25 protein-coding genes are annotated in these 24,922 nt (G+C 68.0%); 10 read left to right on the top strand and 15 right to left on the bottom strand.

From position 1 onward, the window contains the following. The first annotated feature begins 10 nt into the window (after nucleotides 1-10). The gene (locus ASE61_RS03585) at nucleotides 11-805 is read left to right on the top strand and encodes a class I SAM-dependent methyltransferase (RefSeq protein WP_061964670.1); all 795 of its coding nucleotides are present in this window, start codon (nucleotides 11-13) and stop codon (nucleotides 803-805) included. Between the two features lie 17 nt (nucleotides 806-822). Here ASE61_RS03585 and ASE61_RS03590 read toward each other — a convergent pair whose 3' ends face one another. Next, a complete protein-coding gene (locus tag ASE61_RS03590; protein ID WP_061964672.1) occupies nucleotides 823-2,598 on the bottom strand; it encodes an acyl-CoA dehydrogenase in 1,776 nt (591 codons plus the stop codon). Nucleotides 2,599-2,785: 187 nt separating this feature from the next. Between ASE61_RS03590 and ASE61_RS03595 the strand changes: the two genes are divergently transcribed. Both ASE61_RS03595 and ASE61_RS03600 read left to right on the top strand, forming a co-directional pair. Then, nucleotides 2,786-3,754 carry an L-threonylcarbamoyladenylate synthase gene (locus ASE61_RS03595; protein ID WP_061964674.1) on the top strand — a complete coding sequence of 323 codons (969 nt, stop codon included), beginning with the start codon at nucleotides 2,786-2,788 and terminating at the stop codon, nucleotides 3,752-3,754. An 84-nt stretch (nucleotides 3,755-3,838) separates the two neighbouring features. Then, a complete protein-coding gene (locus ASE61_RS03600; protein WP_061964675.1) occupies nucleotides 3,839-4,738 on the top strand; it encodes a LysR family transcriptional regulator in 900 nt (299 codons plus the stop codon). Between the two features lie 3 nt (nucleotides 4,739-4,741). On the opposite strand, the gene ASE61_RS03605 is transcribed toward ASE61_RS03600, so the two are convergent. Together ASE61_RS03605 and ASE61_RS03610 are read right to left on the bottom strand one after the other, a co-directional pair. After that, a complete protein-coding gene (locus tag ASE61_RS03605) occupies nucleotides 4,742-5,728 on the bottom strand; it encodes an MDR family oxidoreductase (RefSeq protein ID WP_061964677.1) in 987 nt (328 codons plus the stop codon). 97 nt (nucleotides 5,729-5,825) lie between these two features. Further along, nucleotides 5,826-7,058 carry an MFS transporter gene (locus ASE61_RS03610; RefSeq protein WP_061964679.1) on the bottom strand — a complete coding sequence of 411 codons (1,233 nt, stop codon included), beginning with the start codon at nucleotides 7,056-7,058 and terminating at the stop codon, nucleotides 5,826-5,828. 330 nt (nucleotides 7,059-7,388) lie between these two features. Between ASE61_RS03610 and ASE61_RS03615 the strand changes: the two genes are divergently transcribed. Further along, entirely contained in the window at nucleotides 7,389-8,594 is a 1,206-nt protein-coding gene (locus ASE61_RS03615) for a cell wall hydrolase (RefSeq protein ID WP_413813518.1), read from the top strand. A 592-nt stretch (nucleotides 8,595-9,186) separates the two neighbouring features. Beyond that, nucleotides 9,187-9,780, top strand: a complete 594-nt coding sequence (locus ASE61_RS03620; protein WP_061964683.1) for a hypothetical protein — start codon at nucleotides 9,187-9,189, stop codon at nucleotides 9,778-9,780. Between the two features lie 230 nt (nucleotides 9,781-10,010). On the opposite strand, the gene ASE61_RS03625 is transcribed toward ASE61_RS03620, so the two are convergent. The 4 genes from ASE61_RS03625 to ASE61_RS03640 all read right to left on the bottom strand — a co-directional run bounded on the left by ASE61_RS03625 (nucleotide 10,011) and on the right by ASE61_RS03640 (nucleotide 12,538). Next, nucleotides 10,011-10,277, bottom strand: coding sequence for a hypothetical protein (locus tag ASE61_RS03625; protein WP_061964685.1), 267 nt, complete (start codon nucleotides 10,275-10,277; stop codon nucleotides 10,011-10,013). 4 nt (nucleotides 10,278-10,281) lie between these two features. Then, nucleotides 10,282-10,551 carry a translation initiation factor IF-1 gene (gene infA, locus ASE61_RS03630; protein ID WP_061964687.1) on the bottom strand — a complete coding sequence of 90 codons (270 nt, stop codon included), beginning with the start codon at nucleotides 10,549-10,551 and terminating at the stop codon, nucleotides 10,282-10,284. Between the two features lie 78 nt (nucleotides 10,552-10,629). After that, complete coding sequence (locus ASE61_RS03635) at nucleotides 10,630-12,147, bottom strand: DEAD/DEAH box helicase (protein WP_082617058.1); 1,518 nt, start codon at nucleotides 12,145-12,147, stop codon at nucleotides 10,630-10,632. Between the two features lie 181 nt (nucleotides 12,148-12,328). Next, on the bottom strand, nucleotides 12,329-12,538 hold the full coding sequence (locus tag ASE61_RS03640) for a cold-shock protein (protein ID WP_061964689.1): 210 nt from the start codon (nucleotides 12,536-12,538) through the stop codon (nucleotides 12,329-12,331). A gap of 272 nt (nucleotides 12,539-12,810) precedes the next feature. Between ASE61_RS03640 and ASE61_RS03645 the strand changes: the two genes are divergently transcribed. Beyond that, on the top strand, nucleotides 12,811-13,305 hold the full coding sequence (locus tag ASE61_RS03645; protein ID WP_061964694.1) for a GFA family protein: 495 nt from the start codon (nucleotides 12,811-12,813) through the stop codon (nucleotides 13,303-13,305). Nucleotides 13,306-13,341: 36 nt separating this feature from the next. On the opposite strand, the gene ASE61_RS03650 is transcribed toward ASE61_RS03645, so the two are convergent. The 4 genes from ASE61_RS03650 to ASE61_RS03665 form a co-directional block, all read right to left on the bottom strand. Beyond that, nucleotides 13,342-14,043: an HAD family hydrolase gene (locus ASE61_RS03650; protein ID WP_061964695.1), complete on the bottom strand. Its 702-nt coding sequence runs from the start codon at nucleotides 14,041-14,043 to the stop codon at nucleotides 13,342-13,344. Between the two features lie 11 nt (nucleotides 14,044-14,054). Next, nucleotides 14,055-14,609 carry a hypothetical protein gene (locus ASE61_RS03655; RefSeq protein ID WP_061964697.1) on the bottom strand — a complete coding sequence of 185 codons (555 nt, stop codon included), beginning with the start codon at nucleotides 14,607-14,609 and terminating at the stop codon, nucleotides 14,055-14,057. A gap of 3 nt (nucleotides 14,610-14,612) precedes the next feature. Beyond that, nucleotides 14,613-17,297 (bottom strand): pyruvate, phosphate dikinase, encoded by a 2,685-nt coding sequence (gene ppdK, locus ASE61_RS03660; protein WP_061964699.1) that lies wholly within the window; start codon nucleotides 17,295-17,297, stop codon nucleotides 14,613-14,615. A gap of 187 nt (nucleotides 17,298-17,484) precedes the next feature. Beyond that, nucleotides 17,485-17,979 (bottom strand): YcgN family cysteine cluster protein, encoded by a 495-nt coding sequence (locus tag ASE61_RS03665; RefSeq protein WP_061964701.1) that lies wholly within the window; start codon nucleotides 17,977-17,979, stop codon nucleotides 17,485-17,487. A 239-nt stretch (nucleotides 17,980-18,218) separates the two neighbouring features. On the opposite strand from ASE61_RS03665, the gene ASE61_RS03670 reads away from it, so the two are divergent. The 3 genes from ASE61_RS03670 to ASE61_RS03680 all read left to right on the top strand — a co-directional run bounded on the left by ASE61_RS03670 (nucleotide 18,219) and on the right by ASE61_RS03680 (nucleotide 21,709). Next, entirely contained in the window at nucleotides 18,219-20,429 is a 2,211-nt protein-coding gene (locus tag ASE61_RS03670; RefSeq protein WP_061964703.1) for a transglycosylase domain-containing protein, read from the top strand. 75 nt (nucleotides 20,430-20,504) lie between these two features. Then, nucleotides 20,505-21,080 carry a DUF1214 domain-containing protein gene (locus ASE61_RS03675; protein ID WP_061964704.1) on the top strand — a complete coding sequence of 192 codons (576 nt, stop codon included), beginning with the start codon at nucleotides 20,505-20,507 and terminating at the stop codon, nucleotides 21,078-21,080. Next, nucleotides 21,077-21,709: a hypothetical protein gene (locus tag ASE61_RS03680; RefSeq protein ID WP_061964705.1), complete on the top strand. Its 633-nt coding sequence runs from the start codon at nucleotides 21,077-21,079 to the stop codon at nucleotides 21,707-21,709. The genes ASE61_RS03675 and ASE61_RS03680 overlap by 4 nt, the downstream gene beginning before the upstream one ends. 1 nt (nucleotide 21,710) lies before the next feature. Here the strand turns inward: ASE61_RS03680 and ASE61_RS03685 are convergent, their stop codons facing one another. Continuing rightward, on the bottom strand, nucleotides 21,711-22,475 hold the full coding sequence (locus ASE61_RS03685) for a hypothetical protein (RefSeq protein WP_061964707.1): 765 nt from the start codon (nucleotides 22,473-22,475) through the stop codon (nucleotides 21,711-21,713). Beyond that, nucleotides 22,472-22,681, bottom strand: a complete 210-nt coding sequence (locus ASE61_RS03690) for a hypothetical protein (protein WP_061964709.1) — start codon at nucleotides 22,679-22,681, stop codon at nucleotides 22,472-22,474. Before ASE61_RS03690 ends, ASE61_RS03685 begins: the two co-directional genes overlap by 4 nt. Before the next feature lie 172 nt (nucleotides 22,682-22,853). Here ASE61_RS03690 and ASE61_RS03695 point away from each other — a divergent pair, with 172 nt between their 5' ends. Continuing rightward, nucleotides 22,854-23,987 carry a DUF2336 domain-containing protein gene (locus tag ASE61_RS03695; protein WP_061964711.1) on the top strand — a complete coding sequence of 378 codons (1,134 nt, stop codon included), beginning with the start codon at nucleotides 22,854-22,856 and terminating at the stop codon, nucleotides 23,985-23,987. 24 nt (nucleotides 23,988-24,011) lie between these two features. Here the strand turns inward: ASE61_RS03695 and ASE61_RS03700 are convergent, their stop codons facing one another. Further along, nucleotides 24,012-24,347, bottom strand: coding sequence for a DUF1491 family protein (locus ASE61_RS03700; protein ID WP_061964713.1), 336 nt, complete (start codon nucleotides 24,345-24,347; stop codon nucleotides 24,012-24,014). Nucleotides 24,348-24,362: 15 nt separating this feature from the next. Beyond that, the gene (locus ASE61_RS03705) at nucleotides 24,363-24,917 is read right to left on the bottom strand and encodes a hypothetical protein (RefSeq protein ID WP_061964715.1); all 555 of its coding nucleotides are present in this window, start codon (nucleotides 24,915-24,917) and stop codon (nucleotides 24,363-24,365) included. Nucleotides 24,918-24,922 lie beyond the last annotated feature (5 nt).

A 24,922-nucleotide genomic window follows, 5' to 3' on the forward strand; every position in this document is an offset into this window, starting at 1 on the left:
GAGCCGCACCATGGACAGCACCGATGTCGCCGCCTGCTGGGAGGCCAATGCCGAGACCTGGACCCGGCATGCGCGGGCCGGCTACGACCTTTATCGCGATGCGCTGAACACGCCGGTCTTCCTGGCGAACCTGCCGGATATCACGGGGCTGAACGGTCTCGATATCGGCTGCGGCGAGGGCTCGAACACGCGCAAGCTGGCCGAAGCCGGCGGGAGCATGGTTGCCGTCGACATCGCCCCGACCTTCATCCGCCATGCGCAGGAGGCGGAAGCCGCAGCGCCGCTCGGCATCGACTACCGGTTCGGAGACGGCACCGCCCTGCCCTTCCCGGACGCCAAGTTCGACTTCGCGACTGCCTTCATGTCGATGATGGACATGCCCCGGCAGGACAGGGCGCTGGTGGAAGCGGCGCGCGTGCTGAAGTCCGGTGGCTTCCTCCAGTTCTCGATCCTGCATCCCTGCTTTGCGCCGCCCTATCGCAAGGTTCTGCGCGACGATGCCGGCCAAATCCGTGCGATCGAGGTCGGGCGCTATTTCGACGGCATCGACGGCGAAATCGAGACCTGGCGCTTCGGCGCCGCCCCAGCCGAGGTCAAGGCCAGCGTCGAGCCCTTCCGCGTGCCGCGCTTCCATCGCACATTGAGCGAATGGGTGGCGATGATCGTTGCGGCAGGGCTCACGATCGAGCACATGGCCGAGCCGCATGTCGATGCGCAGACGGCGCGGGCCATCCCCTATCTCGCCGATACGCATATCGTCCCGCTGTTCCTGCATATTCGCGCCCGCAAGGGCGCGACCGCCTGAACGGGGCGCCGCTGCCTTCACGCGGCGAAGACCGCAGCCGCGTCGGCGATGGCGCCGGCACCTTCCGTGACCGCGAGTTCCAAGGCCGGAGCCTCGGTCGCGATGCATTCGGCATAGAAGCGGGCGGTGGCGAGATCGGCGGTGCCGTCGGTTTCCGAACGAGTGGCGAGCGCCTTCTTGGCGAGGCCTGTGCCGCCCTGTGCCAGTGCGAAGAGCTTGAGATAGGGGGTGGCACCCGCCAGCGCGTCGGCCGGCTTGCCGCCAAGTGCGCCGAGCATCCACTCGGTCGCGCGCTCCAGCGCATCGACAGCCGCGCCGAGCCGGGCGGCAGCATGGCCGAAGCCCGGCGTGTTGGCACGCTCGACTTCCATGACGATGCCGCGCATCTCGTTGATCAGAGCATGCACCGCATCGCCCTGCGACAGCGGCAGCTTGCGGGTGACGAGGTCGATCGCCTGGATGCCGTTGGTGCCCTCGTAGATCGCGGCGATGCGGGCGTCGCGCAGATGCTGGGCGGCCCCGGTCTCCTCGACGAAGCCCATGCCGCCATGGACCTGCACGCCGGTCGAGGCGACATCGATGCCGATATCCGTCGCATAGGCCTTGGCGATCGGCGTCAGGATCGCGGCGCGTTCGGAAGCGGCCTTGCGCCTCGCCTCGTCGGTCTCGCGATGCGAGCGGTCGAGCGCCTCGGCGACCTGATAGGAAATGGCGCGAGCGCCTTGCGTCTTGGCGCGCATGTCCATCAGCATGCGGCGCACGTCGGGATGGACGATGATCGGGCTCATCGGCGCACCCTTGGGCGCATCGAGCGCAGCGCCCTGCTTGCGCTCATGGGCGAAGGCGAGCGCCTGCTGATAGGCGCGCTCGGCGATGGCGACGCCCTGCAGCGCGACGTTGAGGCGGGCGTTGTTCATCATCGTGAACATGCAGGCGAGGCCGCGGTTCTCTTCGCCGATCAGCCAGCCGATCGCCCCGTCCTTATCGCCGAAGGCCATCGAGCAGGTCGGCGAGGCATGGATGCCGAGCTTGTGCTCGATGCCGGAGCAGCGCAGGTCGTTATGCGCGCCGAGCGAACCATCGGCATTGACCATGAATTTCGGCACGAGGAAGAGCGAGATGCCGCGCGTGCCGGGAGGAGCATCGGGCAGGCGCGCCAGCACCAAATGGATGATGTTCTCCGTCAGATCATGCTCGCCATAGGTGATGAAGATCTTCTGGCCGGTGATACGATAGGTGCCGTCACCGACGCGCTCGGCCTTGCTGCGCAGCGCGTTGAGGTCCGAGCCCGCCTGTGGCTCGGTCAGGTTCATCGTGCCCATCCATTCGCCGGAGACGAGCTTGGCGAGATAGGTCTCCTTGAGATGGTCCGAGCCATGGGCATGGATCGCCTCGATGGCACCGACGGTCAGCAGCGGGCCGAGCGCGAAGGCGAAGGCGGCGGAGTTCCACATCTCGATGCAGGCCGATTGCAGCAGCGTCGGCAGGCCCTGCCCGCCATAGGCTTCCGGCGCCGGCAATGCGTTCCAGCCGGCCTCGGCCCAGGCCTTGTAGGCTTCCTTCCAGCCTGGCGGCGTGGTGACGGCGCCGTCCTTCAGCTTGGAGCCGTGGGCATCCCCCACGCGGTTCAGCGGTGCGATCACATCGGCGGCGAACTTCGCAGCCTCGTCGAGCACGGCCTCAGCGACCCCGCCTTCGAGCTCCGGCGCCAGTCCGTCAGTGATCAGTCGATCGAGGCCCGCGACATGGCGCATGGTCGAGAGCATGTCCGAAACCGGGGCGCGATAGCTCATCTCTCTCTCCTCAAGGCCGGCCTTAACCCGCAAGGGCAGCCGCAACCTGCATTTGCCATTGCCGCGATGGTAGCGAGGAACTATCGCCTAAGCCACGCGCAAGCGAGCGCGACCTTCGTTCGAAGGCCAGCTCGCCGATTAGTTTATATATAAACTATCTTCGGTCAATCTCGTCGTGAACCATCAGATGCTCGCCTCCCGCCCGACCAAGCTGCTCGCCGCCGATGCCTCCGGCATCACTGAGGCGGCGGCGCTGCTGCAGGCGGGCGGGCTCGTGGCGCTGCCGACGGAGACCGTCTACGGGCTTGCGGCCGATGCGACCTCCGGCACCGCCGTCGCCGGCATCTACGCCGCCAAGGAGCGGCCGAGCTTCAACCCGCTGATCTCGCATCTGCCGGATCTCATGAGCGCGCGCCGGCAGGGCCTGTTCGATGCGAACGCGCTGGCGCTGGCGCAAGCCTTCTGGCCAGGGCCCTTGACGCTTGTCGTGCCGGCCTCGCCGGGCTGCACGGTGAGCGATCTGGCGCGGGCGGGACTTCCCTCCGTCGCCTTGCGCGTTCCGGCCCATCCGGTCGCACATGCAGTGCTGGAGGCGGCCGGGCGGCCGATCGCGGCGCCCTCCGCCAACCGCTCCGGCCGGATCAGCGCGACCAGCGCGGCCCATGTGATGGCCGATCTCGATGGACGCATCGACGCCGTCATCGATGCCGGCCCGACCGAGGTCGGCGTCGAATCGACCATCGTCGCCTGCCTTGACGGCGCGCCGCGCCTGCTGAGGCCGGGCGGCGTGCCGCGCGAGGCGATCGAGCACGTGATCGGCCGGCCGCTCGTCATCGCGGGCGATGCCGGCCATGCGCCGATCTCGCCCGGCATGCTCGCCTCGCATTATGCGCCCGCGGCGCGCGTGAGGCTCGACGCCGACGCACCTCATGACGGCGAGGCCTGGCTCGGCTTCGGCCCCGAGGAGCGCGCTTACCCGGCCTCGCTCAATCTCAGCCCCACCGCCGACCTCCGCGAGGCAGCTGCCCATCTCTTTGGATACATGCGCCGGCTCGATGAGATCGGGCGGAAGACCATCGCAGTCGCCCGCATTCCCGAGCATGGGCTCGGCGAGGCGATCAACGACCGTTTGCGGCGCGCCGCCGCGCCACGCTGAGCCCTGCTCTCCGGGATTTGAATTCCTCCAGCTTGCAACGATGCAAGATATCGGCTTGCGTGCCGGCTGGAGGACGCCTTGCCGATGAATGCCAAGCTTGCCTGGGACGATTTCCGACTGATCAAGGCCATTGCCGATCATGACGGGCTGACCGGGGCGGCAGCGGCGCTCTCCGTCAACCATTCCACCGTGTTCCGGCGGCTCGGGCAGATCGAGGAACTGGTAGGACTGCCGCTCTTCGAGCGGCGCAAGACCGGCTATGTCGCGACGGTCGCCGGCGCAGAGATGGCGGCGCTGGCCAGCCGCATGGACGAGGATGTCACCGCCTTCGCCCGGCGCCTCGCCGGGCGTGACGTCGCTCCATCGGGCGAATTGCGGATCACCACGACCGACACGCTCTACCAGAACGTGCTGCTGCCGATCTTCGCGGCGTTTCGCCGGGCGCACCCGCTGATCCGGCTCGATGTCGTCATCGGCAACCAGGCGCTCAACCTGTCGAAACGCGACGCCGATATCGCGATCCGCGCCAGCGACACGCCGGGCGAGACATTGGTCGGCCGGCGTATCGCCACCATCGCCTGGGCGATCTATGGCCGCGCGCAGGACGGCATCACGACGGAGGAGGAAGCGAGCCCGGCGCTGCTCTACCAGCGCGACTGGGTCGCGCTCGGCGACCAGCTCTCGCATGTGAAGGCGGCCCGCTTCGTGCGCGAGCATGTCGCGCCGGAACGGATCGCGCTGAAGAGCTCGGCCGTTCTCGGCATCGCGGAAGCGGTCGCGCAGGGGCTCGGCATCGGGCCTTTACCCTGCTTCATCGCCGACCAGCGGCCGGACCTGATCCGGCTCCTGCCGCCCAATCCGGATTTCGCCACCGGCTTATGGGTGCTGACCCATCCCGATATCCGGCATGTGCCGCGGGTGCGCGCCTTCATGGATTTCTGCAGCAACGAGCTCGCACGGCAGCGCGCGCTGTTCGAGGGGTAGGCCTCAGCCGATCTCGACGACCACCCGGCCCTTGACCTTGCCCTCGACGATGGCCTTGCCGGTTTCGATCACGGCGTCCAGCGGGATCGTCGTGGTGATCAGAGCGAGCTTGTCGCGGTCGAGATCGCTGGCGAGGCGCGCCCACGCCTCGATCCGGCGCAGCTTCGGGCACATCACCGAATCGACACCGAGCAGCGCGACGCCGCGCAGGATGAAGGGTGCGACCGAAGCCGGAAGGTCCATGCCCTGCGCCAGGCCGCAGGCGGCGATGGCGCCGCCATATTTCGTCATCGAGAGCAGGTTCGCGAGGGTGTGCGAGCCGACGGCATCGACGCCGGCAATCCAGCGCTCCTTGCCAAGCGGACGGCCCGGCGCGGAAAGCTCGTTGCGGTCGATGATCTCGGCGGCGCCGAGGCTCTTCAGGTAATCGGCTTCCTCGGCCCGCCCGGTCGAGGCGATGACATGCCAGCCGGCCTTGGCCAGCAGCGCGATCGCGACCGACCCGACGCCGCCGGCCGCGCCGGTGACGACGACGGGACCGTCGGCGGGCTTGAGGCCGTGCCGCTCGAGCGAGAGCACGCAGAGCATCGCGGTATAGCCGGCAGTGCCGATCGCCATCGCCTCGGCGGGGGTGAGCCCCGCCGGCAGCGGCACCAGCCAGTCGCCCTTGACCCGGCTCTTCTGGGCGTAGGACCCGAGATGCGTCTCGCCGGTACCCCAGCCATTGAGCACGACGAGGTCGCCCGGCTTGAAATCGGGATGGTCGGACGCTTCGACCCGGCCGGCAAAGTCGATGCCGGGGATCATCGGCCAGCGGCGCACCACCGGGGCCTTGCCGGTAATGGCGAGGCCGTCCTTGTAGTTCACCGTCGAATGCGTGACGCGGACGGTGACGTCGCCCTCCATCAGGTCACTCTCAGCGAAATCAGTGAAGGCGAGATTGGTCCCCGTCTCGCCCTTGGTCGCCACGAGAGCCTTGAACGTCGTCATCACCATCTCCGAAATGCACAGACACGAAGGCCGACAAGGTTGCAGCGGCGTGGCGCCACCGCAACCCCATCGGCCGTGTGTAGGTCCGTCTTCCCGATCAGGCCGGCTGCGCCTCCGGCCTGTTCACCGGCTTCTCGACGATCGGCAGGTTGATCAGGGCCGAGGCGACACCGAGCGCAACCGAGAGCCACCAGACGAACTGATAATTGCCCATCGATTCGTAGAGCACGCCGCCGAGCCAGACGCCGAGGAACCCACCAACCTGGTGCGAGAAGAAGGCGAAGCCATAAAGCATCGCCATGTATTTCGTGCCGAACATCAGCATGACCAGCGAGGAGGTCGGCGGCACGGTCGAGAGCCAGAACAGGCCGATCACGACGCCGAAGGTGATCGCCGTCGTCGGACTGGGCGGCAACAGGATGAAGGCGGCGATCGCCACCGCCCGGCCGAGATAGATCCAGGCGAGGAGATGGCGCTTCGGCATCCGTGTCGAGAGCCAGCCCGAGGAGAGCGAGCCGACGGCGTTCGCAAGGCCGATCACGGCCAAGGTCCAGCCACCGACCCAGGCCGGCAGGCCGGCATCCTTGAGATAGGCCGGCATGTGCACGGTGATGAAGGCGAGCTGGAAGCCGCAGGTGAAGAAGCCGAGCACGAGCAGCACGTAGCTGCGATGCTTGAAGGCCTCGCCCAGCGCCTGAACGATGGTCTGGTTGGGCAGATTGGCCGCGGCGGCACCGGCCGCAGCGCCGGTCTTGCGCGTCGCCATGACGATCGAGATCGGCAGGATCGGCAGCAGCGTGAAGGCGAAGACGACGAGCGCCTGCTGCCAGCCCAGCGTGTCGATCAGGATGTTGCCGATCGGCGGGAACAGGAACTGGCCGAAGGAGCCGGCGGCCGTGCCGGCGCCGAAGGCCATCGGCCGCCACTGTTCCGGCAGGAGCTTGCCGAAGGCAGCGAGCACGAGGTTGAACGAACAGGCCGAGAGGCCGAAGCCGATCAGCACGCCGGCGCCGAGATGGAGCTCCAGCGGCGTCGTCGCATAGGCCATCATGACGAGACCGCCGGCATAGAGCAGCGCGCCGACGCAGAGCACACGCACTGTGCCGTAACGGTCCGCGATCGCACCGGCAAACGGGGCTCCGAGGCCCCAGAGCAGGTTCTGGATCGCCAGTGCCAGGCTGAACGTATCGCGGCCCCAGTTGAACTGGACCGTCATCGGAATCTGGAACAGGCCGGCGCTGGCCCGCGGGCCGAAGGTGATCAGGGCGATCAGGCAGCCGGCAGCGACGATGATCTCCGGAGCATAGCTGCGCGCTGGAGTGGACGTCATGGATGTCTCCGAAGCATCGAATGTGTGCCTACACGTTAGCGCCCTGCCCGCACGGCAACCAGCGCGATTTCGTGAAATCTCGCATCACGGCGACAGATGAAAGGCAAGAGGCGCGGCGGCCGTTAACCGGCGCTCAACCTTACCGAGGCGATAACGGAATCCAACGAAGGCGCGCGGGTTCGGCTGCGCTTTTCGTTCCGTGCGATCGGGACGGGTTTTGTCGCTTTGAGTCATTGGCGTGTCCACAGGCATGGGCGGAATGCGCGCCCCCTCGGCATCAGATGGGCCGCGAGCACCGTCGCGCCCTGGGCCCTGTCCGTCGGCATGCTCGTGTCCTTCACCGCCTCCGCCGGCCAGAATTTCGGGCCCAACGGCATGCCGTCGAGCGCCATTGCCCGGGTCGCGCCCGGCCCCGTCTCGGAACTGGCCGAAGGTCCGTCCATGCTGGTTGCCGCCAGCGCGTTCCGGCTGCCCGGTCTCGCCCTGACCTCGGCCGTGACGCAGGCGAAACTCTCCTTCGAAGATCCGGAGCGCCGCATCGTCGTCGACCCGCGCGCGCCGCGCGAGGACATGAAGCGCTCCGCCGCAGCGACCTTCCCCGAGGTCGACCGCACCGCCAAGGGCGACATGCTGCCGAGCCTGCGGCCGGGCCTCACCGAACATCCTTCCGTCGAGCTGGAGCGCGTGGTCTTCGGCGAGACCCAGCCGAAACTGATCTCGGGCGGCTTCTCGATCGACGCGATGCGCGCCGCCGAAGCCATCGACGGCCCTCAGATCGGCTTCGAGCTCGACGCCAATGACGAGGGATTGACCGATCCGGCCCTGTCGGATTCGTCGCCGGTATCGCCATTGAAGCCGAAGATCCATTCGGCGCGGCAGGCCGAGCTGCATCTGGAAAGCATCGACGGTTCCTCGCCCCTGGTGCCGACGGCAAGCCAGGTCTCGTCGTCGACGCCGCTCGTCGGCTCCGTCATGGGCACGCTCACGCCGCCGGCCCTGCCCGCTCATTCCGCACCCCAGCAGCAGCGCGCACGCATCGCGCTCGCCTCGGCGCCGGCCGGCCGCGACCTGCGCCTGGCCGAGCCCGGCGTGAAGCAGGACTATACCCAGTTGATCGCGCCGGAGAGCATGGCGAAGGAGCAGCGCTGCCTCGCGGAAGCCGTCTATTTCGAGGCCCGCTCGGAATCGCTCCTCGGCCAGGCGGCCGTGGCGCAGGTCGTGCTGAACCGGGTCAAGAGCGGGCTCTATCCGAGCAGCGTCTGCGGGGTGGTCTACCAGAACAGCAACCGCTATCTCGCCTGCCAGTTCACCTTCACCTGCGAGGGCAAGTCGCTGCGCATCACCGAGCCCGCCTCCTGGCGCGATGCGGTCAGGATCGCGCGCGAGGTCTATGACGGCACGACCTACCTGCCGGATGTCGGGGCCTCGACCCATTACCACGCGAACTACGTGCGTCCGTACTGGGCGAAGAAGCTCAAGAAGATGGACACCATCGGCCAGCACGTCTTCTATCAGCTGCGGCCGGGGCAGACCTGATCGCCCCGAACGGCCGCTGCCAGCCATTGGCGGGCCCGGACCATCGCCTTCCCTGAAACGGCACGGCAGGCGATGAGCTATCCGAACAGGAAATGCCAGACGCCGTAACCGACCACACCGATCCAAGCGAGCGTCACGACCCCAGCCAGGCCGAGGCAGAGCGCGACGAACGCGTTGTCCTTGAGATCGTCCATGTGACCTTCCGGCAAAAGCGACGCAGCGACCTTTTCCCTCAACGAGCCAGCCCGAGGCTGCGGCATGCGTTCGAGCCATGCCTTTCGGGTGTCATAGCGGGACGATCACGGGCTCGGCATCCTTCGTTCGAAGGGCACGGGATCGAGCAGGCCGCAGGCCGCTTCGATCGCCGCCGTTAATACCGGGAGCGCCTCCAGCCGCCCCGCGGGCTGCCCTCCGGATCCCTAAAAAGCAAGCGTTTCCCTTTACTTGAACGCAATCTGCATGAATGCGCGGGCCGCGCCGAACTGGTTAATTTTACCTTGTTTTAGCGTTTACCTTGCGTTCATCACTTCGAGCGGGCTTCCTGTCCTCAACGAACGGCGCCTGGCGCCGAAACCGACAGGTCAGGTCCAACATGGTGCGCTCGCTTTCCTCAGGGTTCATCGCCGCTTCCAGCCTCGCGACGGCGCTTCTGCTCGGCACCTCGGTCGCCCAGGCCGGTGGCGGCTGCCGCGGCTCCGCCTGCTACAACCTGGTTACCGCGCCGCCGGTCTATGGCTCGATCAACGAGACCTACCAGGTTCGCCCGGCACAGGTGCAGCGCCGCGTCGTCCCGGCCGAATACGAGACCGTGACCGACAATGTGATGATCGCTCCCGAGCGCCGCATCCCGCATCACCGCGCCGCCGTCTACGAGACCGTGACGGAGAAGGTGCTGATCTCGGCTGCCGGCCGCCGCTGGGAAGTGACCCGCGACGCCTATGGCAATACGGTCGGCTGCTGGGTCGATGTACCCGCCCGCTACGGCTACCAGAGCCGCCGCGTCGAGGTATCGCCGGCTACCATCGATTACGAGACGGTCCCCGCCGTCTATACGCAACGTCAGCGCCAGGTGATGGTGCGTCCGACCCAAGTCGTGCGGGAAGAGATCCCCGCCGTCTACGAGACGAGGCAGCGCCAGGTGATGGTCAGCCCCGGCTCGCAGTATTGGTCCCGCTCCCGCTACTGAGCGGATCGGGACAGAGTTTCACGCAGACCCTTTTTACCACGGAACGACCACTTTCACCCCGGCCCTCGCGCCGGGGTTTTTTCTTGAGCGGCTTTGCGGGGAAGGGGCCGTCATTCTCGGGCGGAGCGAAGCGCAGACCCGAGAATCTCTCGCAGGGTCGGGGGCCTTTTGGCCAGAGATGCTCGGGTCAAGCCCGAGCATGACGCAAGGACGCCTCGCGCCCTGCCCGCTCAGGCGAACTTGCCGCCGAGCAGGACGACGCAGACGCCGACGACGAAGGCAAGGAAGCGGGCGGGCATGCCGACCAGCGTTCCGGGCGAACGGCCCGTTGCATAGCCGACGAGCAACTCGACGAAGCCCAGCCCGAGCAGCACGATGGCGAAGGGCGGCAGGGCTCCGTCGGATGCAACGAAGCCGGCCTTGACCCCATAGGCGACCACGGCGCCGAGGGCAGCGCCCAGCGCGACGAACAGCAGCTCGTTTCGCGACGGGCGCATGGTGTCAGCGCCGGCGGAAGTTCTGGCGCGGCGGGCCGCCCGGAGCGGGACCAGCCGTCTTCTGACGGAAATTGATGCGGCCACGATCGAGGTCGTAAGGCGACATCTCGACGATGACGCGGTCACCCGCGATGGTGCGGATGCGGTTCTTCTTCATCTTGCCGGCTGCATAGGCCAGGATGATGTGCTCGTTATCGAGCTTCACCCGATAGTTGCCGTCCGGAAGCACCTCGACCACGGTGCCGTCGAATTCAAGCAGTTCTTCTTTCGCCATCTGTCGTCCTTCGTGAGCCCTAGGGCGCGTGGGCGAGCCGTCGTCAAAGAGGCTCGCCCTGTTCTGGCCGATCGCGCGTCAGCGCGCGCGCCGCCGGGCGCCGTTGGTGCGTGGTTGCTGTGTTCTTTGCTGCAAGAACGCGACGCCGCCAAGCCCTTCTTTTGCCGAAACGCCGTCTTTTCGCTGTGCGGCCTGCTCAGGGCGCGGCGCACGCTCGGGATGACGCGGGCGTTCGTGACGCTCCTGGCGCGGACCGCCATTGGCAGGCTGGCTACGCTGGCCGCCCTCGCCGGGCTTGCCGCCGCGCGGCTGCTGTCCTTGCGGACGAGCCTGCTGCTGGCCCTGCGGGCGGGCACCTTGCTGGCCCTGCGGGCGGCCTGGACCGCCACGTCCGCCGCCGTTCTGCTGCTGGCCGCGCCCACCGCCGCGCTGGTTCTGCGGCGGCTTCTTCGGCGTACGGCCGTCCCAGTAGGGAACCTCGCCGATCGGGGTGATCGCGACCTTGGTCAGCTTTTCGATCGCAGCGAGATCGCCGCGCTCTTCCGGGGTGCAGAAGGCGATGGCGATGCCCGCCGCACCGGCACGCGCCGTGCGGCCGATCCGGTGGACATAGGTCTCCGACACGTTCGGCAGGTCGAAATTCACGACATGGCTGATGCCGTCGACATCGATGCCGCGGGCGGCGATGTCGGTGGCGACGAGGATGCGCAAGCTACCGTCGCGGAAGGCGCCGAGCGCCCGTTCGCGCTGGCTCTGGCTTTTGTTGCCGTGGATAGCGGCCGCCTCGATGCCGGACGCGCCGAGCTGGCGCACGACCTTGTCGGCACCGTGCTTGGTGCGGGTGAAGACGATGGCGCGCTCGAGTTCGGGCACGTTCAGCGTCTTCGCCAGCAGCGCCGGCTTGTCGTGGGCTTCCGTGAAGATGACGCGCTGGTCGATCTTCTCGGCGGTGGTCGCGACCGGCGCCACCGCGACCTCGACCGGGTCGGTGAGATAGGCGGAGGCGATCTCGCGGATCGGCTTCGGCATGGTCGCCGAGAAGAGCAGCGTGTGGCGCTCCTTCGGAATCAGGGTCGCGATACGGCGCAGCGCGTGGATGAAGCCGAGATCGAGCATCTGGTCGGCCTCGTCGAGGACGAGGAACTCGATCTCGCGCAGCGAGACGGCACGCTGGTCGACGAGGTCGAGCAGGCGGCCGGGCGTGGCGACGAGGATGTCGACCTTGTCGCCGAGCGCGCGGATCTGTTTGCCGACGGGCACGCCGCCGAAGATCACCGTCGAGCGCAGCGTGGTGAACTGGCCGTAGGTGCGGATGCTCGCCTCGATCTGGGCGGCGAGTTCACGCGTCGGCGACAGGATGAGCGCCCGCACGGCGCGGGCCGGCATCTGGCGCGGCTTGCCGAGCAGCCGATGCAGCATCGGCAGCGAGAAGGCAGCGGTCTTGCCGGTGCCGGTCTGGGCGGCGCCGAGCAGGTCGCGGCCCTGGAGAATGGGGGGGATGGCCTGCGCCTGGATGGGCGTGGGCGTCTCATAACCTTCGGCTGCGAGCGCCTTGAGAAGGGGCTCGGCAAGGCCGAGATCGGTAAACTTGGTCAAGAAAGGGCTTTCTGGGCGCCGTGATCGCGGGGGGCGCATGTGGAATCGGCTGCGCCGCAGGCCCGCATCCGGCCTGAATTCAAAGATAGTCGGACCTGCCGGCGAACCGCTAGCCACAGCGCCGGCAGGCTTGTCGTGGACCGGGATGGCTCAAGGCCCGCCCGGTCGATCAGGTATTGGCTCAGGCGACGACGAGGTTGCCGGCCGAGGTCTTGCCGGTCTTGCGATCGGCAACGAGTTCGAAGGAGACGACCTGGCCGTCATGCAGCTCGCGCAGGCCGGCGCGCTCGACGGCGGAGATGTGGACGAACACGTCCTGGCCGCCGTTCTCAGGGGTGATGAAGCCGTAGCCCTTGGTGGCGTTGAACCACTTCACGGTGCCTTTTTCCATGGCGTAGAATCCTTACGTTTCAGATCCGCGTATCGTTGCGACCCAGAGCTCGACGCGCGGACGCCTTGCAATGGTCTTGTAGCGATGTGTGGTGGATCTGAATCGTGCCCGCCGACCGGATTGCCCGCGCGGAGGATTGGCCAGAACCCGGCCGCATCTCGTCATACATCGGCATGGGTAGCACGAAATGCAAGAACCGTCCAGCAAGGGGGCCATCGCCGCTTGGAACCGAGCCGGCAGGCAGATGGTTGGCAGGAAAAGGAGGCCACATCATGCCGATCACGCTCAAGGGCTCCTGCCGCTGCGGAGCCGTGCATTTCTCGGTCGAAAGCCATGCCCCGGTCCCCTACCAGCTCTGCTACTGCTCGATCTGCCGCAAGACGGCGGGCGGCGGCGGCTTCGCGATCAACCTCTCGGCCGACGCCGCGACGCTGAAGGTCGAAGGCGAGGACAAGATCGGCAGCTTCAGCGCGGAGATCGAGAGCGATGACGGGGCTTGCGAGCGCTCGCAGGCGGAGCGCCGCTTCTGCACCAGCTGCGGCACCGCTCTCTGGCTGTTCGACCCGCGCTGGCCGGAGCTGCTCCACCCCTTCGCTTCCGCAATCGACAGCCATCTGCCGCGCGCACCCGAAAAGACCCACCTGATGCTGCGCTTCAAGGCCGGCTGGGTCGAGCCGGCGATCGGGCCGAACGACCAGAGCTTCGACGAGTATCCCGAGGAATCGATCGAGGACTGGCACCGCAAACGCGGCCTGTGGGTCGATTGATCCCGCGGCCCGCGGAGGTAGCTTGCTACGAACAGATTAGCGAACGAGCTGTTCGATGAGACTGCGCAGCGGGCCGAGATCCGGGATCGCGCGGTAGCGGCCATGTCCCACGGGCTCCGCGGCATGTTCCAACACCCAGGTCAGTTCATGCGGCACATGCACCGCCCATGACCCGGCCTCCAGCGCCGGCAGGATATCGGACTTCAGCGAATTGCCGACCATCATCGCCTGCCCCGCCCCATCGCCATGGCGAGCGAAGATGCGATCGTAGGTATCCGGCTTCTTGTCGCTGACGATCTCGACCGCGTGGAAGAAATCGCCGAGGCCGGACTGGGCGAGCTTGCGCTCCTGGTCGAAGAGGTCGCCCTTGGTGATCAGGACCAACCGGTAATCGCCGGAGAGTGCCGCCAGCGTCTCACGGGCATGCGGCAAGGTCTCGACCGGATGGGCCGCCATCTCGCGGCCGGCGGCGAGGATCTCGCCGATGACGGAAGCCGGCACCTGCCCTCGCGTGACCTCGATCGCCGTTTCGACCATCGAGAGCACGAAGCCCTTGATGCCGAAACCGTAGAACCCGAGATTGCGCTTCTCGGCTTCCAGAAGGCGCCCAGAAATCTCGGCCGCCTCGCCGTGCTCGCCGAGCAGCGCGACGAAGCGATCCTCCGTCATCCGGAAGAACTGCTCATTCTGCCAGAGAGTGTCGTCGGCGTCGAAGCCGATGGTGGTGAGCTTCGGCATCGCTCGCGCCCTCAGCCGGAGGCAAAGCAGGACGGAGGGAGCGTTTGCCCCTCCCATTCGGCATAGGCATCGGGCGGCAGCACCCGAACCGCCACCGGCTTCTCATCGCCCGCGGGCGCCGCGGCCTGGTCGCCGACCTCACCCGGCGGCAGCTTGATGATCTTGTCCTCGATCCGGCCGGGAATCCCGGTCAGGTCCAGATCGAACTGCGGCAGCCGCCACGGGCGGATGATATCGCTCGCCGTCACCGAGAGACGCACGGCCGTGTCGGCCGGAAGCACCAGCGCTCCGCTGACGACACACTCATCGTCGGAGCCCACTCCGCCCGGCTGAAGATAGTCATAGCGCCAGCCTTCCGGAGTACCGGTCGCCAGAATGCGGCGCGCCGGTTCCGGCTCCGGCCTGCCGCCCTGGACAAGCAGCTCCAACGCTTCGCGGCAAGATTTCTGCATCGCGGCAGGCTGCCCGCTGCAGAGATCCGGCGCCTGCGCCTGGGACGGGACGGGAAAGCCACAGCTCAAAGCGAGCAGCAGCCCGCCGAAGCCGATGAACCGCCCGCCCGTCACGGCTCAGCCGTCCTTCGGCTTGATCGCGCCCAGCGCCGCCTGCGCGGCGGCAAGGCGGGCGATCGGCACGCGGAAGGGCGAGCAGGAGACGTAATCGAGCCCGACGCTCTCGCAGAAGCCGATCGAGGCCGGGTCGCCGCCATGCTCGCCGCAGATGCCGAGCTTGATACCGGAGCGGGTCTTGCGGCCGCGCTCGGCGGCGAGCTTCACCAGTTCGCCGACGCCGTCCTGATCGATGGTGACGAAGGGATCGGCGTCGAGCAGGCCCTTGGCGGTGTAGGAGCCGAGGAAGGAGGAGGCGTCGTCGCGGCTGATGCCGAGCGTCGTCTGGGTCAGGTCGTTGGTGCCGAAGGAGAAGAACTCGGCACTCTCGGCGATCTCGGCGGCGCGTAGCGCGGCGCGCGGCAGTTCGATCATCGTACCGACCTGATAGTCGATCTTCGTGCCGCTTTCCTCGATCACCGCTTTAGCCATGGCGTCGATACGAGCCTTGACCAGGTCGAGCTCCGGCTTGCCCATGACGAGCGGCACCATCACCTCGGGGATCACCGGCTTGCCGGTCTCCTTGGCGGCAATGACCGCCGCCTCGAAGATGGCGCGGGCCTGCATCTCGGCGATCTCGGGGAAGGCCACCGCCAGACGGCAGCCGCGGAAGCCGAGCATCGGGTTGAACTCGTGCAGTTCGGCGGCGCGGTGCTTCAGCGCCTCGGGCGTGACGCCGAGCGCGGCTGCGACCTCGCCGATCTCCTTCTCGCCATGCGGCAGGAATTCGTGCAGCGGCGGATCGAGCAGGCGGATTGTCACCGGCAGGCCGCTCATGATGCTGAAGAGCTGGACGAAGTCCTGGCGCTGCACCGGCAGGAGCTTGGCGAGCGCAGCCCGCCTGCCCTTGTCGTCCTGCGCGAGGATCATCTCGCGCACCGCCTGGATGCGATCCCCTTCGAAGAACATGTGCTCGGTCCGGCAAAGACCGATGCCCTCGGCGCCGAATTCACGCGCGGTCCTGGCGTCCTCCGGCGTCTCGGCATTGGCGCGGACCTTGAGGCGGCGGACCTTGTCGGCCCAGCCCATCAGCGTCGCGAACTCGCCGGACAACTCCGGCTTCTGCATCTTGATCTCGCCGAGCAGGACCTGGCCGGTACCGCCGTCGATGGTGACGAAATCGCCGGCCTTCAGCGTGTTCGGGCCGACGGAGAGCGTGCCCTTGGCATAGTCGATGCGGAGCTGGCCGGCGCCGGAAACGCAGGGCTTGCCCATGCCGCGCGCGACGACCGCCGCATGCGAGGTCATGCCGCCCCGCGAGGTCAGGATGCCCTCGGCGGCATGCATGCCGTGGATGTCCTCAGGGCTCGTCTCGACGCGGACGAGGATGACCTTGCGGCCCGCCTTCTTCGCCGCCTCGGCATCGTCGGAATTGAACACGATCTCGCCGGCGGCGGCGCCCGGCGAGGCCGGCAGGCCGGTGGTCAGCACGCGGCGCTCGGCCTTGGGGTCGATGGTCGGGTGCAGGAGCTGGTCGAGCGCGCCGGGCTCGACGCGGCCGACGGCCTCCTCCTGCGTGATCAGGCCCTCGGTCGCGAGCTCGACCGCGATGCGCAAAGCCGCCTTGGCGGTGCGCTTGCCGGACCGGGTCTGCAGCATCCAGAGCTTACCCTCCTGGATGGTGAACTCCATGTCCTGCATGTCGCGATAGTGCTTCTCGAGGATGCCGTAGATTCGGCAAAGCTCGGCATAGGCCTCCGGCATCTCCGCTTCCATCGAGGGCTTGTCGGAGCCGGCCTCCTTCTTGGCGGCCTCGGTGATGTCCTGCGGCGTGCGGATGCCGGCGACGACGTCCTCGCCCTGGGCGTTGATCAGGAACTCGCCATAGAGCGCGTTCTCGCCGGTCGAGGGATTGCGGGTGAAGGCGACGCCGGTCGCGGAGGTGTCGCCCATGTTGCCGAACACCATCGACTGGACGTTGACCGCCGTGCCCCAGCTCGCCGGGATGCTGTTCAACTCGCGATACTTGATGGCGCGGGCGTTCATCCAGGAGGAGAAGACGGCGCCCACCGCGCCCCAGAGCTGCTTCTCGGGGTCCTGCGGGAAGTCGGAGCCGAGCTCCTTCCTGACGATCTCCTTGTATTTCCCGACCAGCAGCTTCCAGTCGGCGGCCGAGAGATCGGTGTCGAGATGCAGGCCCTTGCGCTCCTTGTAGTCCTCCAGCGCCTCCTCGAAGAGGCCGTGGTCGATATCGAGCACGACGTTGGAATACATCGTGATGAAGCGGCGATAGCTGTCCCAGGCGAAGCGCTCGTCGCCCGAGGCCTTCGCGACAGCCTCGACCGTCTCGTCGTTGAGGCCGAGATTGAGGACGGTGTCCATCATGCCCGGCATCGAGGCGCGCGCGCCCGAGCGGACAGAGACGAGGAGCGGATTGGCGGGATCGCCGAAGGTCTTGCCGGTAAGCTTGCCCATGCCGGCGAGCGCAGTCCGGACCTGCCCGTCCAGCTCGGCCGGAAAGCTCTTGCCGTTATCGTAATAGGCGGTGCAGACCTCGGTGGTGATGGTGAAGCCGGGCGGAACGGGCAGGCCCAGATTGCTCATCTCGGCGAGGTTCGCGCCCTTGCCGCCGAGCAGGTTCTTCATGCCTGCCTCACCCTCGGCCTTGCCGTCGCCGAAGGTATAGACCCACTTCCCACCTGCCATCACATAGCCTCTTCTGTTCAACCGGACAGGGCAAACGCCGCGCCGGCTTGAAAGTTTCGTGTGCGTGCCGTCGATGGCCATTGGTCACCGGCAGCGGGGATGAGGCGCTCATGCCCAAACCGACATGAACGATCAATGAGCGTGTGCAGCATCGACTGATGCAGCGCAATAGCACGGCCGGGTTGCGTCAGGCTCCCTTCCCGCGCGCAGCCCGCGGCCAGCGCAGCGGCCAATTGACGATGCGCTCGGCGACCTCCTCCTCAGGCACCTCGTCCTCATTGGCGAAGACGCGGCCGCGCACGGAGACACCGGCCGCGACCACCGTCTCGGGGTCACCGGAGACCAGCGGATGCCACCAGGGCAGGTCCTTGCCTTCGGCGACGAGGCGATAGGCGCAGGTCGGCGGCAGCCAGGGCAGCGTGCGCACATCCTCGGGCGTCAGCGTCACGCAATCCGGCACTTTCACCGAGCGGTTCGGATAATCGCGGCAACGACAGGTGCCGGCCTCGAACAGGCGGCAGCCGACATCGGTCGCGAAGATGCGCCCGGTATCCTCGTCCTCGAGCTTGACGAGGCAGCAGCGGCCGCAGCCGTCGCAGAGCGATTCCCATTGCTCCGTCGACATCGCCTCCAGCGGCGTCGTCAGCCAGAACGGCTGCTGTTTCGGCGGGGTTTGCGTCATGGCAGGCTTATGCGCCCGCAGGCGACAAGATGGAAGGCCGTTGCCTGCCGCCCGTTCATGTCTCGGGCCGGCACAGCCACATGGCGGACGTCCCGCCTTCTCCATGAAATTTACCGTCTCGCCTCTTATCCGGCAGCGAGACGTCCTTATGTGTCCATTCCCCGGCGCTCTTCTGTTGCCAAGATGGCAAGCACGCGGCAGGACTAAGCCGGGGCCATTCAGGAAGCCTGGATAAGGCCATGGAGTTCAGGAAGGCAGGCTGGAGGACGCGGCTGAAGCGCTTCGCGCTCGCCGCAGACTCATGGCTCGATGCCGGCCTGTGGGGCGCCGGGCGCCGCGCCGGCGAAATCCATGAACGCATCCGCAGCACCGCCGACCGCCTGACCGTCACCGGCGGCAAGCGCATCGCTGCCGAATTCGCCAGCGAGGGCCTGAATATCGGCATAGTCGGCGCGCTGATCCTGCTGATGCTGGCCCTGCCGGCCTTTCGGATCGGCAATGACGACGCGCTCAAGAACCAGGTCTTCGCCGTCACCTTCCTCGACCGCTACGGCATGCCGATCGGCCATCGCGGTGCCCGGCACGACGATTCCCTGAAGCTGGAGGAGATGCCGGACCACCTGCTCAAGGCGGTGCTCGCGACCGAGGATCGCCGCTTCTACGACCATTTCGGCATCGACGTGATCGGCACCTCGCGGGCCCTGCTGGTCAACACGCGGGCCTCGGGCGTCGTCCAGGGCGGCTCCTCGCTGACCCAGCAGCTCGCCAAGAACCTCTTCCTCAATAACGAGCGCTCGCTCGACCGCAAGATCAAGGAAGCCTTCCTGGCGCTGTGGCTGGAGGCAAGGCTCAGCAAGAACGAGATCCTCAAGCTCTATCTCGACCGCGCCTATATGGGCGGCGGCACCTTCGGCGCGGCCGCCGCGGCCGAGTATTACTTCGGCAAGTCGGTGAAGGACGTCTCGCTGGCCGAGGCCGCGATGCTCGCCGGCCTGTTCAAGGCGCCGACGAAATACGCCCCGCATGTCAACCTGCCGGCCGCCCGGGCGCGGGCCAATGACGTGCTCAACGCCATGGTCGATGCCGGCTTCATGACCGCCGGCCAGGTCGACAGCGCCAAGCGCAATCCGGCGACGCCGGTCGACCGCAAGCGCGATTCCAGTCCCGACTACTATCTCGACTGGGCCTTCGACGCGGTGAAGGAGCTTGCGAACGAAGGCAAGCTCGGCGCCGACCGCGTGCTGACGGTGAAGACGCCGCATGACACCGCGATCCAGGAACGCGCCGACGAGGCGATCGAGTCGATCCTGCGCCAGCATGGCCCGGCCTATCGGGTGAAGCAGGCAGCGACCGTGGTCATGGACCCGGACGGGGCCGTGCGCGCCATCGTCGGCGGCCGGGACTATGGTGCAAGTCAGTTCAACCGCGCGACCGCGGGGCTGCGCCAGCCCGGCTCCTCGTTCAAGCCATTCGTCTATGCCGCCGCGCTCTCGGCCGGGCTCTACAAGCCGAATACGATCGTCACCGACCGGCCGGTCTGCATCGGCAACTGGTGCCCGAACAATTACGGGCGCTCCTATGCCGGCTCGATGCCGCTCACCGTCGCGCTGGCGAAGTCGATCAATACGATCCCGGTACAGATGTCGATCGCCATCGGCCGCGCGACCGGCGAGACCCATGAGGCGCGCGCGGCCGCGATCGGGCGCAAGAAGATCGTCGAGACGGCCCGCGCCATGGGCCTGACGACGCCGCTGACCGATACGGTCTCGCTGCCGATCGGTGCCGCCGAGGTCACCGTCATCGACATGGCCGCCGGCTATTCCGTGCTCGCCAATGGCGGGCGCCGGGCGAAGCCCTATGCGGCGATCGAGATCGCCAATTCGCAGGGCGAGGTGATCTATCGCCATGACCGCGACGAGCCGGAGCCGAAGCAGGTGCTGAGCTCCCAGGTCGCGCAGGACATGAACTTCATGCTCTCGAAGGTGCCGACCGAGGGCACCGGCCGTCGCGCCGCGCTCGACGGCGTCGTCACCGCCGGCAAGACCGGCACCACCAACGGCTACAAGGACGCCTGGTATGTCGGCTATTCCGGCAATCTCGTCGGCGCCGTCTGGTTCGGGAACGACAATTCCACTGAAACCGCGAACATGACCGGCGGCTCGCTGCCTGCGATGACGTGGAAGGAGATCATGCAGTTCGCCCATCAGGGCCTGGAGCTGAAGCCGATTCCGGGCGTGCCCGTAACCGACCCGAAGGGTGCGGCGGTGGCCAGGGCCGGCAGCGCCCCGAGGCCGGCTGGCGCGACGGCCGGTCATATGCCGCGCCAGTCCTTCGAGGTGCTCTCGGCCGTCGGCTCGATGTTCAAAGCCGTCGAGCCGCGGCGCAGCGCCGGCCGCCCCGTCCAGGTCGGCATCCGCGAGATCTCGGGCAGCGAACCACGGCTGCGCTGAGAGGCAGGCGATTGACGACGACCGGTGCGGTGGCTCAACTCCGCCCGGAACTCCTCTCCCAGGCGGAAGGGCAGCGTGCGGATTCTCGACCTCGCCTATATCCTCGCCCTCGGCGCCGGCCTCGGGCTGGGCTCGGCCCATTGGGCGGTGGCCGGGCGCCCGGCTATCGGCCGGGTCGAGGTCGGCGCCTGGACGGCCTGGCCACGCAGCGGCAGCCGCGAGGTCGATCCCTATATGCGCGCCTATCTCGCCCGCGGCGTCCATCTGCCGTTCGGCTCGGGCGAAGGGCTCGAGCTGATCGCCGAGCGAGACGATGCGGGACAGGCGCTGGACGGGCGTTGCCGCTACCGGCTGTCCGGCGCGACGCCGCCGACGCGCGGCTGGACCATCGGCATCACCGATGGCGACGGCCTGCCGTTCCGCCTGCCCCTGGAGCGTACCGGCTTCACCGATTCGGAGATCGTCCGCCCCGAGGATGGCGGGCTCGCCATCATCGCCGCAGCCACCCCTGAAGCCGGCAACTGGCTGCCCTTGCCGGCGAGCGGGCGCTTCCAGTTTCGCCTGCGGCTCTACGATACGCCGATCTCGAGCCAGACCGGCGAGACACGGGTCGCCAACCTGCCGCGCGTCACGCGCCTCGATTGCCGATGAGCGCCCTCAGCCGCGATCCGACGGAAAAGCGCAGCGCGCCCTTCGCCGGCTGGCGGCCGCGCTTCCGCACCGGCTTCGCGCGCTTCGCGATCACGACACTGGCCGGCCTGATCCTTGCGGGAATCGTCCACATCGTCACGATCCTGGCGATCCCGGCGCTCTCGCTGCGCGACGCTGCTCATGCCTATCGCGAACTTGGCATCGAAGGGCATGCCGAGCCGATCCCCTCTCCCGGCAATGCCCGCGGCCTGCCCGCCCTGCGCGAGGCCGATCCCAATGTCGTCACCGCGATCTGCAGCTACGATCTCTCCGCCGGCCCGATGCGGGTGGTTGCCCGCACGGGCACATTGCCGCTCGGCCTGACGCTGCACCGGCAGGGCGGCGGCGTGCTCTATGCCATCACCGACCGGGCGGCGATCCGCGGCACGCTCGAATTCCTGGTGATGACGGAGACCCAGCGCGACGAACGCATCGCGGCCGACGAGGAGGGCGAGACCAGCCGGGAGCTGCGCATCGTCTCCGATACCGAGCAGGGGCTGATCGTGGCGCGCGTGCTGATGCGCCTGCCCTCCGACCGGGCCGACGCGGAGGGCCTCGCGACGGGCGTCGCCTGCGGGCTGGCGAATTGAGTTAGCCCTTGTAGACCACCGGCCGCTTGCCGCCTTCGCCGAAGGTACCGATGAGCGGCATCTGGCAGAGGGGCCTTGCTTCCATCTCCAGCGCCATGATTGCACGCTCGGCCTTCACGGCTTCGCGCGAGGGCATCTCGACGACCAGGTTGACCAGCGCGTGACGGTAGCTGCGGAGGCGGAAATCGAGGCGTTCGCAGACCCAGAAGACCAGCCCCTCGTTTTCGACGACGCGCGCATAGGCCGGTTCCTGCTTGTCGACGGGCACATCGGGAGAGGCCTCGACGGTGCGCATCCGCACCCGGTCCATGCTCACCACCCGTGCCGCATTGGCACGGAACGGGCCGATCAGCAGGCGATCGGCATTGGCATCTTCCGCCAGCCGGTTGTAGCGCGAGGCCTGGGAGGCGAAGGATATCGAGGTCAGCCCGCGGAAATAGTCGCCGACATCGGTCGACTGGGCCGCGACCGGCAGGATGCGCGTATGGGCAAGGTTGGAGACCTCGCCCTGGAAGACGCTGTTCGGGCTTGCCGGCATGACGAAGCGCCAAGCGCGGTCGCGCATCTGTTCCTCGTCGTCGGTCAGGCGGAAATAGGAACTCTGCTCGCCGCGGGCGGTCGCGGACCAGAAGCCCGTTTCGGGGGCGATGAGCTGCGACCAGACCGTCGGGCGCGGCCGGCCGAGATCGCCCGTGGTGGCGGTGCAGGCGGAAACGGACACAGCCGCCAGCGTGGCGAGCAGCAGCTTGGCCGGGCTTCGTGTCACGCAGGCTGCCTGCGGGCACTTTTCCGCGCAGCGACCTTCCGGGGCCGGGCATTGGCGGATGATTTTGCACCCCGCAGCCGGGCTTCGGACGGGCGCTCGTAGCGCACGCCCGTGAAGAACAGGATGTCCGCCGTCCGTGGCGGAAGGGAACAGGCCGAGGCCTGCTGCAGGCGCCGCTGCGGCGCAAAGGGGATGACGATGGCCATGATGCGCCTCCTTATCCAGCGCCAGAGTTGCAACGCGAGGGGCGGCGAGGTGCGGGCAGCACCGAGTCGCAGGCCCCGCAAGCCCATCAGGCCCGGACATGGTTAACGCAGCCTTAACGGTCGGGGATTAATGCTGTTTCATTATCAGTTTCCCGGTCCCCCCGAGTCCGTCATGCCTGCATCCGTCTCCAAGGAACTCGCCGATCTCGCTCGCCTGGCGCGCGAGGGCGGGCTCGACCTCAGCCCGATCTCGCTGCGCGTCAAAGCGGACCTGCTGCTCTCGACGTCGCATCCCTCGCCCACCGACCTCGCCGCTTTCAACGAGATGGCCGAGGCGCTTCTACCGGGCATCGACGAGGCGACGGCGCTCATCCTGGCGCGCAAGCTTGCCGGCTGGCCGCATACACCCGCGCCGGTCCTCGCCGGGCTTGCCGCGAAGGGCGGCGCCGTGCTGGCGGAGCTGCTTCGCCATGGCATGCCGGTATCGGAGGCCGAGCTCGAAGGTTTGGTCGAAACCGGCGACGAGGCGATGCGCGCGGCCCTGGCCGTCCGCAGCGACCTCACCGCCCAGGCCGTGATCATGCTGGTATCGAGCGCGAATCGCGCGCTCGACCTTGCCCTGATCGCCAATCACAGCGCCCCGATGCCGCGCGCCGCCGTCGACAGCCTGATCGCGCGGGCCCGGACCGAGCCGACCTATCGGCCCGGCCTGCTCGCGCGCCCCGACCTGTCCAACCTCGAACTCGCGCCGCTTTTCCTCCATGCCGGGCCGGAACGGCGCCTCGCGATCCTCGAATCGCTGATGGCGCGCGAAGCCCTGCATCCCAGCGAGAGGCGCCCTGCCCTGTCCGCTGCGACGTTCTCCGGCTGGCTCGACCTCGCGGCCGAGGATCGGGACATCGCCTTCGCCGCCATCGCCGACCATCTCGGCGGTGGTGCGGCGCTGGCCGCCGCCATAGCGGCCGACGCGTCGCGGGATCTGGCGGCGCTCGTCCTCACGGCGAGCGGCACGACGGTCGAGGAAGCGACGCGCTTCCTGATCCGGCTCGGCGACGATACGGCTCATTCGGTCGAGCGCATCTTCGCTCTGGTCGCGCTGATGCGCTCGGTCAGGCCTGCCATCGCCTTCCGCCTGGCCATGCATATCGCCGGCACGATCGTCGCGGCACCGCAGCGGCGCGGCCAGCACCAGCCGTCCATGGACCCGAGCGGGACGCCTTCGCGCGCCGGTCATGCCCGGCCGGAAGCGCAACCGGCGATGTCGGACGTTCTCGGAAAGATCGGCGCCAGGCGCGAGCGCGGCTGAGCCGCCTCGCCTCGGTGGGCCGTATCAGCCGCTCACGAGTGCGAGCCGCGGATCGCCGGCCCGGTTCTCGATCTCGACCAGCCAGAGATCGCTGTCGAAGCGCAGTTCCCGCGCGACACGATCCTCGATCGCCAGCGGATCGGAATCGAGCAGAAGCTGGAAGCGGCGCTCGCCATCCTCCTCGGCCAGCGCCTGCGGCGCCGGGGCGTAGAGCGCGGCGGTGCCGTCAAGCCGGTCGAGCTTGACGAAGATGGCGCCGGCCTCACGCGCGCCACGGCGGCGCAGCACGGCGACCAGGCCATCGAAGGCCGCCTGCCGCAGATAGGCGGAAACCCAGAAATCGCTGGTCAGCCGCGCCATGTCAGGCGCCGCCGATCAGGTGCGCGGGGCTGTGGCTGAACGGCTGGCCGCTCTGACATCCGCAGGCGGGCGCAGGTCGCCGTTGATCAGGTCGGCGATCGGATCGCGCGCGGGAGCCGCTGCAGCGCGCGGCGCAGGTGCAGCGGCCCGCGGCGCGGCCTGAACCGGCGCCGGCGGCCGGGGTTGCGCCTCGCGCGTGGCTTGCGCCTGGGAGAGATCGTTCGGTCGCGCCGGCGGGCGGATCGGCTGCGCTGCGGGAGCCTCGACGGCGGGAGCAGGCGCCGGATGATCGGCGCGGCGCTCGGTCGTCGCCCGCGGCTGCGAGGCCGGCGCTGACGAAGAGAGGATCGGGGCCGGATGGCGCGCCTTCTGGAACAGCAGCGCATTGGCGACGATGGCGATCGAGACGATACCGAAGGTCAGCAGGACGAGCGCCCTGCCCGGCCGCTGCCCGGCGGTGCGGGCGACCCGGCCAAGCCAGGATGTCTTGCGTCGCGCCGGTTGGGCACGGCGCACGGGGGCGGACAGGGAAGCGCCGGAATGGGCGCGGGCGGCCATGGTCACGGACATCGGTC

This window comes from Allobosea sp. Root670 (assembly GCF_001429415.1).
In the GTDB taxonomy this organism is placed as follows: Bacteria; Pseudomonadota; Alphaproteobacteria; order Rhizobiales; family Beijerinckiaceae; genus Allobosea; species Allobosea robiniae.